The organism is Pseudoalteromonas sp. 2CM28B, from assembly GCF_023161935.1.
On record NZ_JALNTH010000033.1, the window covers coordinates 1 to 15150 of the forward strand.

Below are 15150 nucleotides of genomic sequence, written 5' to 3' on the forward strand. Positions count from 1 at the left end.
ATCACCGTTCCTGCAGAGAACGTTGAGACCGAAGTAAAAAAACGCTTACAACAACTGTCAAAAACGCAGCGTATCGATGGCTTCCGTGCTGGTAAAGTACCAGTTTCAGTAATTAACAAGCGTTTTGGACCTGCGGTTCGTCAAGAAGTAGCTGGCGAAGTAATGCAGCGTAACTACATTGAAGCAATTGTTGCTGAAAAAATTAACCCTGCTGGCGCACCATCATTTGCACCTAAATCACTTGAAGCAGGTAAAGATTTAGAGTTTACAGCAACGTTTGAAGTATACCCTGAAGTTGAAGTTCAAGGTTTAGACAAAATTGCAGTAGAAAAACCAGCGGTAACAGTAACTGACGAAGATTTAGCAAACATGCTAGAAACACTTCGTAAGCAACACGCTTCTTGGGCTGATGTTGACGCAGCTGCTGGCGAAAACGACCGTGTAACAGTTGATTTCGTAGGTACTATCGACGGTGAAGAGTTTGAAGGCGGCAAAGCTGAAGACTTCCCACTTGAGCTTGGCCAAGGTCGTATGATCCCAGGTTTTGAAGACAACATCGTTGGTAAAAAAGCAGGCGAAGAAGTAGTTGCTGATGTAACTTTCCCTGAAGATTACCACGCTGAAAACCTGAAAGGTAAAGCGGCTCAATTCACTATCACAGTGAAAAAAGTTGAAGCACAAGAGCTACCTGAATTAAGCGAAGAGTTTGCAACTAAGTTCGGTGTTACCGAAGGCGGCGTAGACGCGCTTAAAGAAGAAGTTAAAAAGAACATGACACGTGAGCTAGACCAAGCGGTTAAAGCTAACGTGAAAGACCAAGCGATTAAAGGTCTTTTAGAAAACAACGAAATCGAAGTGCCTAAAGCACTTATTGATCAAGAAGTTGACGCATTACGTCAGCAAGCAGCTCAACGTTTTGGTGGCGACGCTAAAAACATGCCTGAGCTTCCAGCTGAATTGTTCCACGAGCAAGCTGTAACTCGCGTTAAAACTGGCCTATTACTAGGTGAAGTGATCAAAGCAAACGATATCAAAGTTGATGATGAAAAAGTTGAAGCATTAATTGCTACAGTTGCATCTGCTTACGAAGATCCAACTGAAGTAGTAGAATACTACAAAGCAAATGATCAACTTATGCAGCAAATGCGTAATGTTGCAATGGAAGAGCAAGCTGTTGAAGCTATTTTAGCTAAAGCAAACGTGTCTGACGTTGAAAAAGCATTTGATGACATCATGAATCCTCAGCAAGGTGCTTAATAAGTCATTGACTTAAGCGCTCGCTAACGATTAAATGGCTCGTGTTACTCTGTTTATGCAGTGTGCCCGGGCCATTTTAGTTTGTGCCCCATAATTTGCGAAAAATGATAACTATGCTTCCTTTAGTAAGAAAAAGCATAAGCGCATAAGGAATTAAAAAAGTATGAACACTGGTATGACAGATCCCCTAAATGCATTAGTCCCTATGGTTGTTGAACAAACAGCTAAAGGTGAGCGCTCGTATGACATTTATTCGCGTCTATTAAAAGAGCGAATTATCTTTTTAACGGGCCAAGTTGAAGACAACATGGCAAACCTAATTTTAGCGCAAATGCTATTTTTAGAATCAGAGAACCCTGAAAAAGATATCTTTTTATATATTAATTCACCAGGTGGTTCGGTAACCGCTGGTATGGCAATTTACGATACAATGAACTTCATCAAACCAGATGTAAGTACAATTTGTGTTGGCCAAGCGGCAAGCATGGGCGCATTTTTGCTTACTGCTGGCGCTAAAGGTAAGCGTTTTTGTTTACCAAACTCACGTGTAATGATTCACCAACCGTTAGGTGGTTTCCAAGGTCAAGCATCTGACTTTGAAATACACGCAAAAGAAATTCTGTCTATTAAAGACAAACTTAACCGCTTAATGGCAGAGCATACAGGCCAGCCATTAGATGTTATTTCACGCGATACTGACCGTGATAACTTTATGAGTGCATCACAAGCTGTAGATTACGGCCTGGTTGACTCAGTGTTTACAAGTCGCGAAAGCAAGTAAGCGTGTAGGCAAGCAAATAATTGCTTGCCACTTTGAGTTACTATGCGAAAACCAGTAAATTTTGGTATAGTTAAAAGCGAATTTGAAATAGTTGCCAACCTTATTTGGCAGCCAACGTATAAAAGAGGTAGCTGAATGTCTGACACTCCTACAGACGGCGACAAAAGTAATAAATTGTTATACTGCTCTTTTTGTGGCAAAAGCCAACACGAAGTGCGTAAATTAATTGCAGGTCCTTCAGTATACATTTGTGATGAATGTGTAGAGCTGTGTAACGATATTATCAGGGAAGAAATCAAAGACATTGCTCCTAAGCATAATTCGTCTGATAAACTACCTGTGCCAAAAGAAATTCGTAATCACTTAGATGACTACGTAATTGGTCAAGACCATGCTAAAAAAGTATTGTCTGTAGCGGTATACAATCACTACAAGCGCCTACGTAACCAATCTACAAAGCAAGAAGTAGAACTAGGTAAAAGTAACATTTTGCTTATTGGCCCTACAGGTAGTGGTAAAACATTACTGGCAGAAACACTTGCGCGTTTACTTGATGTACCGTTTACTATGGCAGATGCAACTACACTAACCGAAGCCGGTTATGTAGGTGAAGATGTAGAAAACATCATTCAAAAACTGCTACAAAAATGTGACTACGACGTAGAAAAAGCGCAACGTGGTATTGTTTACATTGATGAAATTGACAAAATTTCGCGTAAATCAGATAACCCATCTATTACACGTGACGTGTCGGGTGAGGGCGTACAACAAGCGCTGCTTAAACTAATTGAAGGCACGGTTGCCTCAGTACCACCACAAGGTGGTCGTAAGCACCCGCAGCAAGAGTTTTTACAGGTTGATACCTCTAAGATTTTATTTATCTGTGGTGGTGCATTTGCAGGCCTAGATAAAGTAATCGAACAGCGTAGCCATAAAAATACCGGAATTGGCTTTGGTGTTAACGTTAAAGAGTCAGCGTCGAGCCGCTCTTTAAGCGAAACATTTAAAGACGTAGAGCCAGAAGATTTAGTTAAGTACGGCTTAATTCCTGAGTTTATTGGTCGTTTACCTGTTGTTGCTACATTAACTGAGCTTGATGAAGCGGCACTTGTACAAATATTAAGTGAACCTAAAAACGCCATTACTAAACAGTTCTCTGTATTGTTTGGTATGGAAGACGTTGAATTAGAGTTCCGTGATGATGCACTAAGCGCTATTGCTCACAAAGCAATGGAGCGTAAAACAGGTGCTCGCGGACTACGCTCAATTGTTGAAGGCGTACTGCTTGATACTATGTATGAGCTGCCATCAATGGATGATGTAAGCAAAGTGGTTATAGATGAAACCGTGATTAAAGGTGAATCTGACCCAATCTTGATTTATGAAAACAATAATCAAGATAAAGCTGCATCAGAGTAGTTTTTAAGCTATTTGTATAAAAAAGGAGCCTTAGGCTCCTTTTTTTATAATTAATTTGAACGAGTTGGAGAAAATTGTTGAACTTTAATTAGATTATCCCCATATACTTGAGTAATCTTTTAAATAAATGAAGTGCGAAGAGAAACTATAATGACGCTTGAGAGAACCGATCGAGTCGAAATCCCAGTGTTAGCACTGCGCGATGTTGTGGTATATCCGCACATGGTGATCCCGCTTTTTGTAGGCCGTGAAAAATCAATAAAATGCCTCGAAGCGGCAATGGATAAAGACAAACAAATTTTCTTGGTTGCACAAAAAGATGCAACTGTAGACGAACCTGAGCAAGACGATATTTACCGTATCGGTACTATTGCTACTGTACTTCAGTTATTAAAGTTACCAGACGGTACAGTTAAAGTTTTAGTTGAAGGTACGCAGCGCGCACAAATTGAAGAATTTGTAGATAACGATGAGTTTTTTGTAGCGAATGCTCAGTTCATCGAATCTGATTCAGTGGATGAGCAAGAACAAGATATTTTCATCCGCAGCGCTGTTAGCCAGTTTGAAGGCTATGTAAAACTTAATAAAAAAATTCCACCTGAGGTATTAACCTCTGTTTCAGGCATTGATGAGCCAGCACGCCTTGCCGATACAATGGCAGCGCATATGCCATTAAAAGTGCCTGAAAAACAAAAAGTGTTAGAAATTTCAAGCGTTACAGAGCGCTTAGAATACTTAATGGCACTAATGGAAGGTGAAATAGACTTATTGCAAGTTGAGAAAAAAATTCGTACCCGCGTGAAAAAGCAGATGGAAAAGTCTCAGCGCGAGTACTACCTCAACGAGCAAATGAAAGCCATTCAAAAAGAACTTGGTGAGCTTGATGATGTACCTGACGAATTTGAAGCGCTTAAAAAGCGTATTGAAGAATCAGGTATGCCAGAAGAAGCGAAAGAAAAAGCATCAACTGAGCTTAATAAGCTTAAAATGATGTCGCCAATGTCTGCAGAGGCCACTGTAGTGCGTTCATACATTGATACGTTAATTAACGTACCATGGAAAAAACGCTCGAAAGTGAAAAAAGACTTAGCAGGCGCGCAAAAAATTCTTGATAGCGATCACCACGGCTTAGATAAAGTTAAAGAACGCATAATTGAATACCTCGCGGTGCAACAACGTACTAATAAGCTTAAAGGGCCTATTTTATGTTTAGTAGGACCACCGGGTGTAGGTAAAACGTCACTAGGGCAGTCTATTGCACGCTCTACGGGTCGTAAATATGTTCGTATGGCTTTAGGTGGTGTACGTGACGAAGCTGAAATTCGTGGTCATCGTCGTACTTACATTGGCTCTATGCCAGGCAAGCTGATTCAAAACATGACAAAAGTGGGCGTTAAAAACCCATTATTCTTGTTAGATGAAATCGACAAAATGTCATCTGATATGCGCGGCGACCCAGCATCAGCACTATTAGAGGTGCTCGATCCGGAGCAAAACAGCCACTTTGCTGATCACTACTTAGAAGTAGACTACGATTTATCGGATGTAATGTTTGTAGCAACATCAAACAGCTTTAATATCCCTGGTCCATTATTAGACAGAATGGAAGTTATTCGCTTATCGGGTTACACCGAAGATGAAAAGCTAAACATTGCAAAAGAGCACTTAATTACTAAGCAAGTTAAGCGCAATGGTTTAAAACCTTCTGAGCTAGTAATAGAAGACAGTGCAATTATTGGCATTATTCGTTACTACACGCGTGAAGCGGGCGTACGTAATTTAGAGCGCGAAGTATCTAAACTATGTCGTAAAGCCGTTAAAAATATCTTACTTGATAAAGAGACTAAAACAGTCACTATCAATCAAGATAACCTAGAAGAGTTTTTAGGTGTACAGCGCTACGACTACGGTAAAGCTGAAGACGGTGACCGCATTGGCCAGGTAACAGGCTTAGCGTGGACCGAAGTAGGCGGCGATTTACTGACCATTGAATGTGCGGCTGTGCCAGGTAAAGGCAAGCTAAGCTACACAGGCTCACTGGGCGATGTAATGCAAGAGTCGATACAAGCGGCCATGACGGTGGTTCGTAATCGTGCTGATACGTTCCGTATTAATAACGATTTTTACGAAAAACGCGACATTCATGTGCATGTACCAGAGGGCGCGACCCCTAAAGATGGCCCAAGCGCCGGTGCAGCAATGGTAACGGGTTTAGTATCGAGCTTAACAGGTAACCCCGTTAAAGCCGATGTAGCAATGACAGGTGAAATAACACTGCGCGGTGAAGTACTGCCTATTGGTGGTTTAAAAGAGAAACTACTTGCTGCACACCGTGGTGGAATTAAAACAGTCATCATTCCTAAAATTAACGAACGTGACTTAAAAGAGATCCCAGATAACGTACTGGCAGGCTTAGATGTTCACCCAGTTACGTGGATTGATGAAGTATTAAAGTTAGCTTTAGTGCATCCTGTTGAGAGTTTTTCAGTCGAAACACCGAAAAACCAATAAAAAACCCAAAAAAAGTGCTTTAAAGGGCTTTTCAAATCTAATCGGTATGATAAGTTAAGCACTGGTTTTCGAGCCTAGCCCTTATGGGGCCTAGGCTTAAGAAAAATATAATCATGTGAGCATTAAAAGTTTGCTCTAAAATTTTCAAAAAAGTGATGTTAGTTTAAAAAACAATCGCTCTTGATAATAACAATGAAAGAGGATGATATTGTGAATAAATCTCAATTAATCGATCAAATCGCAGCTGACGCTGACATTTCTAAAGCGGCTGCAGGTCGTGCACTAGATTCATTCATCGAGTCTGTATCTGGAGCGCTTAAAGATGGCGATTCAGTTGCACTTGTAGGTTTTGGTACTTTCTCAGTACGCGAGCGTGCTGCTCGTTCAGGCCGTAACCCACAAACTGGTGAAACTATCCAAATCGCTGCGGCAAATATTCCTTCTTTCAAAGCCGGTAAAGCGCTGAAAGACGCAGTAAACTAATCACTGTTTAAATACAGATTAGTTATGGCGAGTGTATATAAACTTAATTATCCTAATCGATGAATTAAGTAACTTCACCGCCAGTTACTTCAAGTGAAAAAGCGTATCTGGTAAGATACGCTTTTTTTACATATGACAAGGTAAAATACCTTGATCAATAAGAGATAAACAAATGCTTGAGAAAATCAGAGAGGGCTCACAGGGTCCTGTAGCCAAAATAATTTTAGGCGCGGTGATTTTATCTTTTGCCTTAGCAGGGATCGGTAGTTACTTAGGTCAAACCCCAGAACAACCCGTTGCTGAAGTAAATGGAATTAAAATTAGCCAAACCGAATTTAATCGTGCTTATCAAAACGAACGTAGCCGTTTAGAGCAACAATTTGGCGAATACTTTGCACAAATCAGTGCAGATCCAAATTACATGGCGCAAATTCGTCAAGGTGTAATTGACCGCTTAGTACAACAAGAATTGCAATCACAATTAGCGGCAGATTTAGGCCTTCGCGTAAGCGACGACAGCGTACGTAAAACAATTTTAGAACTACCGTACTTTCAAATTGGTGAAAAATTTAATAACGACCGTTACCTACAAGTAATTCGTCAAATGAACTTTCAACCAGATGCTTTTCGTGAGTACTTACGTAAAGACATGACACGCAGCCAATTAGTGTCTGCGGTTGCTGGTACTGAGTTTGCACTTGAAAACGAGCTTAAACGCGCTGCAGCCCTGCAGCAGCAAACGCGTAGCATAGACTACCTTGTGTTAAGCAAAGAAGCGTTACAAGCAAACGTAGACGTATCTGAGCAAGAAATTGCTGATTACTACGAGCTAAACGCATCACAATTTTTATCGCCAGAGCGTGTATCGGTTGATTACATTGAGCTTAAAGCACAAGATATCACCGTAGAGTCGGTAACAGAAGACGACGTAAAAGCGTATTATGAGCAAAATAAAGCACAATACATCGAGCCTGAAAAACGCCGTGTATCACACATTTTAATTGATAACAGCGAAGATGATGATGCCGCGCTTGAAAAAGCCAACGCATTACATGAGCAGTTAGAGCAAGGTGCTGATTTTGCACAGCTTGCAGAGTCATCATCTGATGATGTTGTGAGTGGCGAAATGGGCGGCGACCTAGAGTGGATTGAGCGCGATGTAATGGACCCAGCTTTTGAAGATGCTGCATTTGCGCTTCAAAACAAAGGTGATATTTCAGAAGTTGTAGCATCAGAGTTTGGTTATCACATTATTAAACTTACTGACTTACAGCCAGAGCAAGTGAAAGCGTATGACGACGTAAAAGCCGACTTACGTGCAGAGCTTGAGCAAACTGAAAAAGTAGATGCGTTTTACGAAAAGCAAACAGAAATGGGTGCCTTAGCATTTGAGATTTCTGACCGTTTAGACGATGCAGCAGAAATGGCAGACGTTGAAGTTAAAACCACGCCACTTGTTGCACGTAATGCATTGCCAGAGCCACTTAATACACCTGCGGTAATTTCACAGTTGTTCTCAGTAGAATTACTTGAAGATAAAGTAAACTCAGAAGTGATTGAGCTAGGTGATGAGCACGTTATTGTAGTACGTGTAAATAAATACGAGCCATCTGCAACTAAACCGCTTGCGCAAGTGAGTGAGCAAATCAAAACACGTTTAGTTAATGAAAAAGCATCAACACTTGCTAAAGAAAAAGCACGTGAGTTATTTGCACAAGTCCAAGCAGGTAAAACGCTAAGCGATGTGGCCAGTGAGCAAAACCTAACGGTACGTGAAGAAGCGAGCTTAACGCGTCAAAGCTACACGGTTTCGCCTGCTATTGTAACACAAGCGTTTAAAATGCCTCGTCCTAATGATGCACCAAGCACAGACGTGGTTGATTTAAACAACGGTGATGCAGCAATTGTTGCACTTAAATCGGTAAGCGATGCGCAAGTAACCGCAAATATCGACCCGCAAGTACAGCAAAACATTACTATGGCGCAAGCTAACAAAAACTACTTAGCGTTTATTGAGTCTTTAAAGGCTAAAGCTGAGCTAAACCTACCCGTGGAAGAGCAAGCAGCAGAATAATCGCGACACATTAAAAAAGGCGCGTTACTTTATAAGTAACGCGCCTTTTTTATAACTTCAATGTGTGCTTAGTAAAATGATTAGGCAGTATTGTTTTATAAATATAAGCTTAGAATTAACAGCAAATTAGGCGCTGTGTTACTTTTGATTGCGGATTTTGAAACACCTCTTCGGTACGCCCATATTCTACTACCTCACCTTTTTCAAGCACCACTAGCTGATCGCTGATATGGCGCACTAAACTTAAATGGTGCGTAATGAGTACATAAGTTAGACCGGTTTCTTTTTGCAGCTTAAGTAATAAGTTAACTGTTTGAGCACGAACGGAGGGATCTAAAGCCGATAGAGCTTCATCAAGCACCACCACTTTAGGGTCTAAAATGAGCGCCCGCGCCAACGCTACACGCTGCAATTGGCCTACACTAAACATGTGAGGGTAATAATGTTGATGATCGATTAGCAGCCCTACTTTAGAAAGCGTGGCATCTATTTTTTCTTGGCGAGCCAGTTGGTCTGAATCGGTATTATACTGCAAGCAATCATCTAGCATATCACCTATGGTGAGACCTGGGTTGAGCGAGGCAGCGGAGTCTTGGAATATCATGCGGATATGTCGACATTGATCATCGCGCACGCCGTCATCTTCAATAATATTACTTTCTAATAAAATTTGCCCACTGTCGGCGCTATCGGCCCCTGCGAGTAATTTAGCGAGTGTACTTTTACCCGCACCGGTTTCACCGATTACTGCGATTGTTTCGCCTTTGCCCACACAAAAAGAGATATTTTTTAGTACCTCAAATTTTTTGCGGCTAAATAAACCGGCACGTATGTTAAAGGTTTTACAAAGCGCTTGTACTTTTAATACCGGTTGCATTACTTCATCTCCTTAATAAGCGGAAAATGACACGCATAGCTGTGCCCATGGTGCTTAGTAAGTGCAGGGGTAATTACACATTCTTTTTGTGCTTGAGGGCAGCGTGGGCCTAATCGGCAACCGATAGGTAAATGTTGCAAAGTAGGGATAGTGCCTTTAAGTGCATAAAAGGGTTCTTTGTGTGCTAAGCCTTGCTCGTAATTGGGTAAGCTTTTTAATAACGCTTGCGTGTAAGGGTGGCGAGGCTGGCGAAAAATACGTTGCGTTGGGCCGGCTTCAACCATTTGCCCACAATATAAAACATGAATACCGTGCGACCAGTCGGCTATTTCTTCAAGCTCATGAGAAATCATCAAAATAGACATGTTTTTTAATTGATTTAAGCTTTTTAGCAACCTAAATACCTGTGCACGGGTGGTGCTTTCAAGCGCTGTAGTCGGCTCATCAGCAATTAGTAGCTTAGGAGTGCGAGCTATGGCCATGGCAATCATCACCTTTTGGCACACGCCTTCTGAGAGCTCGTGCGGGTAACTATCAAGCACAGCGTCGTGGTTTTTAATACCCACTTTATGGATAAGTGCTTTTACGCGGTCTTTACGTTCTCTATTGCGCTTTAAAAAAAAGCCTTTAGTGGATGTTTCAGGCAGTGTTTCGGCTATTTGGTCAAATATTTTAGCGGTTGGGTCAAGGCAGCGGCTAGGGTCTTGGTAAATCATCGCAATGTCTTGGCTGACTGTTTTTCTGCGTTGCTCTGGGGTTAAGCGCATTAAATCAACACCGCGCCAATGCATTCTATCGGCTGTTATATGCCAGCGTTCGTTAAGTACCCCAACAATGGCTTTGGCTATTAAGCTTTTACCAGAGCCCGACTCTCCCACCAAGCCATGTACTTCGCCTTCTTTTAGGCTAAAGCTGACTCTGTCTACAGCGCGAATTACCGTTTCAGAGGTACGCAGCTCTATGGTTAAATTTCTAACGTCGAGTAATTGCATTAATCAGCCTTACGTGCTTTAAGCACTTTTCGTAGGCCATCACCTACTAAATTGGTAGACAAAACCGCTAAAAATAATAATACACCCGGTAGCGCAACGGTCCAAGGTGCTAAATATATAAGGCCTAAATTCTCAGCCAGTATGGCGCCCCATTCGGTAGTTGGGGGCTGTGCACCAAGTTTTAAAAAGCCTAAGGCAGCAATATCTAAAATAGCAGTAGAAAGCGCGGTGGTAAAAATAACCACAATGTGCTCATAAATATTAGGAAAAATACCCCGCGACAAAATATGCCAGTTAGAGGCACCATCAAGCCTAAAAGCGGTAATGTAGTCTTTGCTTAGCTCATCAACAATTAAATTACGAATAGAGTGAATAAATTGCGGTAATAACGCCAGTATAATGGCCCACACTGTATTCATTAAGCCCGGCCCAAGCACTGCGATAATAATAATCGCCAATAGCAAAGACGGAATAGAGAGCGTGATATCAAGCAAGTGATTTAAAAAGCTTGAGCGAAGGCCGCGGCTAATGCCGGCAAAAGTGCCAACAAGCACACCAATAATGGTAGTAATAAAGGCAGCCACCACCGATAAGCCAAACGTGTAAGTTGCGCCATTCATCAAGCGTGAGAGTACATCGCGTCCTAAATCATCGGTGCCTAAAATAAAGCGCACATCACCCATTTCTCGCCATGATGGCGGTATAAGTAAAGCATCGCTATGTTGCTGGTTAACTCCATACGGCGCTAAAAAGGGCGCACTGGCGGCCAATAACGCAAACGCCATAAAAATCCATAACCCCACCAAGGCGGGGTGATTGTTTTTAAATTTGCGCCAAAAACGCGCCAGCGGCGATTTATTCGACTCTTCAGAAAATAATTTAAACTTTACCATGTGCCTGATTCCGCGAAATTGGGTCGAACAGAGTATATGTAAGCTCGGCAACAATAGTGGCAATAATAACAAACATAGACACCGCCATTAAACCGCCTTGAATAGCAGGGTAGTCTCGTTGGTAAATACTATCGATTAGCCAACGGCCAATACCAGGCCAAGAAAAAATAACTTCGGTTATCATGGCAAGCGTAATAAGCGTACTAAATTGCAGCCCTATTTGTTTTATTACCGGCAATAGCGCATTGCGCAGCGCATGATGCATGATTAATTGGCGGCGATTAAGGCCTTTTGCCCTGGCTGTTTTTATAAAGCTTTGATCCATTACTTTAAGCATAGAGTCGCGGGTAAAGCGCACTAAAACAGTGGTAGGAAACATGGCTAGCACTATGGTTGGCAATGTTAAGTGATGCAGTGCATCTATAAATGCTTCACCTTTGTAGGGGAAGCCTGCGAGCATAATATCGATTAATATAAACCCGGTATTAGGCGGTATTTCAAATAGTAACCCCATTCTACCCGACATAGGAAACCAGCCCAGTTTGAGCGAAAAAATCATAATAAGTAACAGCGCTAACCAAAAAACCGGAATAGAGTAACCAATCATGGTGGTAGAGCTAATTAATTTATCTGGCCAACGGCGTGTATATGCTGAGGCCAAAATGCCCGCTGGTACACCTACCACAACCGATACAATAAGCGCATAAACACACAGCTCTAAAGTTGCTGGAATTAAATCTAAAATGTGCTGAAAAACGTTATCTCCCGAGGCAAACGACACGCCCCAGTCACCTTGAAATATACGCCCTAAAAACGCTAAATACTGCATAACGTAGTTGCTGTCATACATGTATTTATCTTCAAGCTCACTGTGCTGAGAAAAATTACCGCTAGGAATGCCACTTAGGTTGCTAAGCGGATCCCCTGGGAACAAGTAGCTAAGCGAAAAGGTAAATATGCTTAGCATTAAAATCATGAACAAAAACAAGCCAAGGCGGCGTAATATATAATCAAGTATCATTATTTTTTCCTCGCATTTGCGAGTGAAATCGCCCCAAATGGGCCAAGGGTTATCCCTTCTACATCGGCACTATTTGCTTGAAAACGCATACCATGAGCAATAGGCACTAACGGAAGCTGATCTACAATGAGCGCTTGAACCTGATCGTAATACTGTTTGCGTAAGCTTAAATCGGTGGTGTCGAGCGCTTGGGTAAGCAATAAGTCAAACTGCGGGTTACACCAATTGGCTGGGTTTTTACCGCTAAAAGTGGCAGTGCAGCTTAGCAATGGGCTAAAAAAGTTATCTGGATCGGGGGTATCGGCAGCCCAGCCGAGTAATACGCTATCGTGGCGGTGCTCACCTATACGCTGAATAAAAGTATTCCACTCGTACTCAACAATACTCACGTTAACACCTATTTTTCGTAAATCGCTTTGCATCAGCTCAGCCATTTTACGGGCATTAGGATTGTATATTCGACTCACCGGCATTGCCCAAATGGTCATATCAAAGCCATTCGGTAACCCCGCTTCTATGAGTAGTTTTTTAGCTAGCTCTGGGTCAAACATAGGCATGTTTTCTTGTGGTTCAAAGCCCCACGAGGTTGGCGGTAAAATAGATTGCGCGCGTATACCATTACCGTAATAAACGGCTTGCATTATTTTGTCTATATCAATTGCATGCGCAAGGGCTCTGCGTACTCTAATGTCATCAAAAGGGGCGCGCTCAGTATTAAAGGCCCAATAACCAATATTTAAATTGGTTTCTTTTTCAACGTTTATATCGTCTCGTTGCGCTAAAATACTCAGTTGTGCACTACTTGGGTGCGCGGTTACATCGCACTCTTTAGTGAGCATTTTTGCTATGCGCGTAGTGCCGTTTGTCGTAATGTCGTAAACCAGCTGTTCAAGGGCAACATCGTGCTTCCAATAAAGGGGGTTGCGGTAAAAGCGCACTAAGTGATCGCGTCGGTACTCTTTATAAATGTAGGGGCCTGTGCCAATAGGGTACTGATCAAATAAATTAGTTTGATCTCGCGCTTTTAATTGCATTGCGTATTCTTGCGACAGCACCACGGCAAAGTCGGTGGCCATGTTCGTTAAAAAACTGCTTTCTGGGTGAAATAGCTCAAAGCGCACTTGATAGTCAGACACGCGCACAATTTTACGAATAAGCTGATCGAGCCCCACACTTTGAAAATACGGGTAGTTTGCATCGCCTACAAAATGGTACGGGTTGTACACGTCAAATAATCGGCTAAAGGTAAAAATAACATCATCAGCGTTAAAATCGCGAGTAGGGGTAAAGTACGAGGTAGAATGAAATTTTACGCCTTTACGCAGCGTAAAGGTAACCGACTTTCCATCGTTGCTAATTTTCCAATCGGTTGCCAGCTCACTTTTAAAATCTGCAGTAACAGGGTCAATACTAATTAAACGGTCAAATAACTGATTAGCAATAATATCAATAGTTGAGCCAGTGGTTGTTACTTGCGGATTAAACGACACAGGGTTCGCTTCGGCGCAATAAACGAGGCCTTGGTTTTTCTCTGCTATTATTTCTTCTTTACTATCAAAGCAGCCTGTTAAGATGCTGGCTAGTAAAACAAGTAGTATTTTATGCACTCGCATAACCTCTAACTATTTATCTTCTAATAAATTGTATTTTTTAAGATAACCACGTAATTGATGATACGTTAAACCGAGTACTTCTGCAGTTTTCTTTTGATTAAATTGGCTATGCTCAAGGGCTTTATTAATCATATTTATTTCAAATTCGTTAGAGCGCTCTTTTAAGCTACACGGAAATTCAATTGGGGCGCTAAGCTCGTTACTAAGCTCGCTAACAGGTGTGGCTAGTGTTGTAGGCTCAGCTGGGGCAACCGGTGTTGCAATAGGAGCTTTAATGCGTGCTTTGGGTCTAAAACGGCTTTCAAACGGGTCTAAAATAATCTGGTGAACGGGGATATGTTCATTGCCATGACGATACAAGCTTCGCTCAACTACATTTTTAAGCTCGCGTATATTACCCGGCCAATCGTAATTTAGCAGGGTTTCGGTGGCGCTGCGGGTAAAGCCACTAAATAACTCCCACTCTAAATCGCGTGCCATATTCATGGCAAATTGCTCAGCGAGTAGCATAATATCGTCTTGACGTTCGCGCAGTGGTGGCAGGGTAATTACATCAAAGGCTAAGCGGTCAAGTAAGTCACTTCTAAATTCGCCCTGCTCAGCAAGGTGGGGTAAATCTTCGTTGGTGGCACACACTAAACGAGTATCTACCTTTACGGTGTGTTTACCACCAACCCGCTCAAATTCACCGTATTCTATAACGCGCAGAAGCTTTTCTTGTACCATGGCCGATGTATTAGCCAGCTCATCTAAAAATAAGGTACCGCTGTTAGCGCGCTCAAAGCGACCTTCGTGACGTTTACTTGCCCCGGTAAAAGCACCGCTTTCATGACCAAATAATTCGCTTTCGAGGAGGTTTTCGTTAAGGGCTGCACAGTTAAGCTTTACGTAGTTTTGATCCCAACGCTTTGATAAAAAATGTAAACGGGCGGCTATAAGCTCTTTACCGGTTCCTCGCTCGCCAATAATAAGCACTGGCTTATCTAAATTAGCTAACTGCGATACCTGATCAAGTACAGCTAAAAAGCTATCAGATTGGCCGAGTAAATTATCCTGTTGGCGATATTGGCTCATTTTTCCTAACTCTTGGTCATTTTTGCTAACAGTTAGTGTATTTCATAATCAGGGATAACTAAAGGAATTTGTATATTTAGTTTAACTTAATGAAAATAAAGTGTATTTTAGATTTTAAAAAGTTGGCAAGCATATTGATACTAGTTACAGCAGAC

12 protein-coding genes are annotated in these 15150 nt (G+C 41.9%); 6 read left to right on the forward strand and 6 right to left on the reverse strand.

The annotated features are described in order from the left end of the window. From tig to MTN96_RS28525, 6 genes are all read left to right on the forward strand, one after another. The coding region (tig, locus tag MTN96_RS28500; RefSeq protein ID WP_248533587.1) for a trigger factor at nt 1-1257 on the forward strand (1257 nt) is incomplete at its 5' end. Nucleotides 1258-1420: 163 nt separating this feature from the next. Continuing rightward, complete coding sequence (gene clpP, locus MTN96_RS28505) at nt 1421-2038, forward strand: ATP-dependent Clp endopeptidase proteolytic subunit ClpP (protein ID WP_055253119.1); 618 nt, start codon at nt 1421-1423, stop codon at nt 2036-2038. Between the two features lie 135 nt (nt 2039-2173). Beyond that, nucleotides 2174-3457, forward strand: a complete 1284-nt coding sequence (gene clpX, locus MTN96_RS28510; protein ID WP_004586896.1) for an ATP-dependent protease ATP-binding subunit ClpX — start codon at nt 2174-2176, stop codon at nt 3455-3457. Nucleotides 3458-3607: 150 nt separating this feature from the next. Further along, entirely contained in the window at nt 3608-5968 is a 2361-nt protein-coding gene (lon, locus tag MTN96_RS28515; protein ID WP_248533589.1) for an endopeptidase La, read from the forward strand. Nucleotides 5969-6151: 183 nt separating this feature from the next. Next, nucleotides 6152-6451, forward strand: a complete 300-nt coding sequence (locus MTN96_RS28520) for an HU family DNA-binding protein (protein ID WP_286247754.1) — start codon at nt 6152-6154, stop codon at nt 6449-6451. 172 nt (nt 6452-6623) lie between these two features. Beyond that, nucleotides 6624-8525, forward strand: coding sequence for a SurA N-terminal domain-containing protein (locus MTN96_RS28525; protein WP_248533590.1), 1902 nt, complete (start codon nt 6624-6626; stop codon nt 8523-8525). Between the two features lie 115 nt (nt 8526-8640). On the opposite strand, the gene MTN96_RS28530 is transcribed toward MTN96_RS28525, so the two are convergent. Genes MTN96_RS28530 through pspF form a run of 6 tightly spaced genes read right to left on the reverse strand, consistent with a single transcriptional unit; the run spans nt 8641 to nt 14995 of the window. Then, the gene (locus tag MTN96_RS28530; protein WP_004586900.1) at nt 8641-9402 is read right to left on the reverse strand and encodes an ATP-binding cassette domain-containing protein; all 762 of its coding nucleotides are present in this window, start codon (nt 9400-9402) and stop codon (nt 8641-8643) included. Then, complete coding sequence (locus MTN96_RS28535; protein WP_004586901.1) at nt 9402-10394, reverse strand: oligopeptide/dipeptide ABC transporter ATP-binding protein; 993 nt, start codon at nt 10392-10394, stop codon at nt 9402-9404. The genes MTN96_RS28530 and MTN96_RS28535 overlap by 1 nt, the downstream gene beginning before the upstream one ends. Then, a complete protein-coding gene (locus tag MTN96_RS28540) occupies nt 10394-11287 on the reverse strand; it encodes an ABC transporter permease subunit (RefSeq protein WP_024033801.1) in 894 nt (297 codons plus the stop codon). Before MTN96_RS28540 ends, MTN96_RS28535 begins: the two co-directional genes overlap by 1 nt. Further along, on the reverse strand, nt 11274-12308 hold the full coding sequence (locus MTN96_RS28545; RefSeq protein ID WP_004586903.1) for an ABC transporter permease subunit: 1035 nt from the start codon (nt 12306-12308) through the stop codon (nt 11274-11276). The genes MTN96_RS28540 and MTN96_RS28545 overlap by 14 nt, the downstream gene beginning before the upstream one ends. Beyond that, nucleotides 12308-13915, reverse strand: a complete 1608-nt coding sequence (locus MTN96_RS28550) for an ABC transporter substrate-binding protein (RefSeq protein WP_248533593.1) — start codon at nt 13913-13915, stop codon at nt 12308-12310. Before MTN96_RS28550 ends, MTN96_RS28545 begins: the two co-directional genes overlap by 1 nt. Before the next feature lie 15 nt (nt 13916-13930). Beyond that, nucleotides 13931-14995 (reverse strand): phage shock protein operon transcriptional activator, encoded by a 1065-nt coding sequence (gene pspF, locus MTN96_RS28555; protein ID WP_055253116.1) that lies wholly within the window; start codon nt 14993-14995, stop codon nt 13931-13933. Nucleotides 14996-15150: the final 155 nt, after the last annotated feature.